1 pseudogene is annotated in these 788 nt (G+C 35.7%); it reads left to right on the top strand.

Annotation, left to right across the window (positions count from 1 at the left end):
* Positions 1 to 788, top strand: a pseudogene (locus DZ60_RS25380) (hypothetical protein); the annotation flags it as partial.

The raw sequence follows: 788 nt of genomic DNA, 5'->3' as shown, positions 1-788 counted from the left end.
AATGCCAAAACAGGAAGTGTTTTTTCTGCAATCATCAGTGATGAGAATTCAGGGAGTAACAGTTATGAGTTATGTTATCAATACATCTATGATAGTCGCAATCGTTTGGTAGAAAAGAAAATTCCGGGTAAGGGTTGGGAGTATATTATTTATAATAAGCTAGACCAACCTGTATTAACTCAGGATGCAAACCAGCGTGAGAATAATGAGTGGTTGTTTACCAAATATGATGCTTTTGGTAGAGTGATTTATACAGGTATTTATTTGGATGGAAATACCAGAGTCGGAATGCAGGAGATGGCTTATGATGAAAGCGAAATTATTTATGAAAGTAGATCAAGCACACCATTGAATATTGATGGGACTACGTGTTATTATACAAATAATGCCTTTCCTTTAGAAAACGGTACTTTAGAGGTCCTTACCATCAATTATTATGATCATTATGATTTTGATACCTCGGCAACGGCACCAACTTCTATTTTAGGACAAAGTGTTGCTATTGATACCAAAGGCTTAGCTACAGGAAGTAAAGTAAGAGTATTAGATACCGATGATTGGATTACTATAACTAGTTATTATGATAAAAAGGGAAGACCTATCTATACGCATAGTAATAACGAATATCACAATACGGTTGATGTCACTTCTATGGAGTTAGATTTTACAGGAAAAGTATTAGAAACCCAAAGCAGTCATACTAGGAATTCTGCTGCTGCCATTGAGACTACTGAGACCTTTGCCTATGATCATGCCGGTAGATTATTAACACACCATCATCAAATAGG

The organism is Aquimarina pacifica, from assembly GCF_000520955.1.
GTDB classification, from domain to species: domain Bacteria; phylum Bacteroidota; class Bacteroidia; order Flavobacteriales; family Flavobacteriaceae; genus Aquimarina; species Aquimarina pacifica.
This window is presented reverse-complemented; position numbering and strand designations above follow the sequence as displayed.